Source organism: Vibrio sp. 1978 (genome assembly GCF_033344345.1).
The window spans coordinates 1-682 of sequence record NZ_JAWPOP010000498.1; the positions used below are offsets into that span (position 1 = coordinate 1).

At 43.0% G+C, this 682-nt stretch carries 1 protein-coding gene; it reads left to right on the forward strand.

What is annotated here, in order from left to right; translation table 11 throughout:
* The coding region (locus R8N49_RS27450) for a GGDEF domain-containing protein (protein ID WP_318190495.1) at positions 1-661 on the forward strand (661 nt) is incomplete at its 5' end.
* Positions 662-682: the final 21 nt, after the last annotated feature.

A 682-nucleotide genomic window follows, 5' to 3' on the forward strand; every position in this document is an offset into this window, starting at 1 on the left:
ACTCAATGCGCTGTTTTCTCAAGTGTCCGAACGTAATCGTGATCTCTTAAAACTCAATTTGGAATTAGAAGAAAAAGTAGAAGCAAGAACGAACCAGTTGTTAACTGCAAATAAACAGCTGGAAGCGCTGTCATTAACGGACTCATTAACTCAACTTCCTAATCGACGCAGTGCAATCAAAACGTTGAAAAAGCTTTGGGATGACACGGAGCACAAAACACTGCCTTTGGTTTGTATCATGATTGATGCGGATTATTTTAAACAAGTCAATGATACGTGTGGGCATGAGGCCGGGGACTTGGTGTTAATCGAGCTTGCACAGGCACTTAAATATCATTTTCGTAGCGATGATATCGTGTGCAGATTGGGAGGTGATGAGTTCTTTGTTATTTGTCCAGACACAGGATTGGACGGCGGGTTACATGTTGCGGAAATGGTAAGAAAACAGGTGTCTCAAATGCTCATTCCAACGTGTTATGAACCGTGGAGGGGGAGCATCAGTGTTGGTGTTGCAGAGCGAACAGAAAACATGAGTACGTACACCGATTTGATTCGCGCAGCCGATGAATCCGTTTATTTAGCGAAGCAAGAGGGTAAAAATAGAGTTCGGGCTGTTCAAAAGTACGTAACGCAAGAGCCGGTTTCTGTCCGACAAAACTAATCAGTTCAGAATGATTTGAAT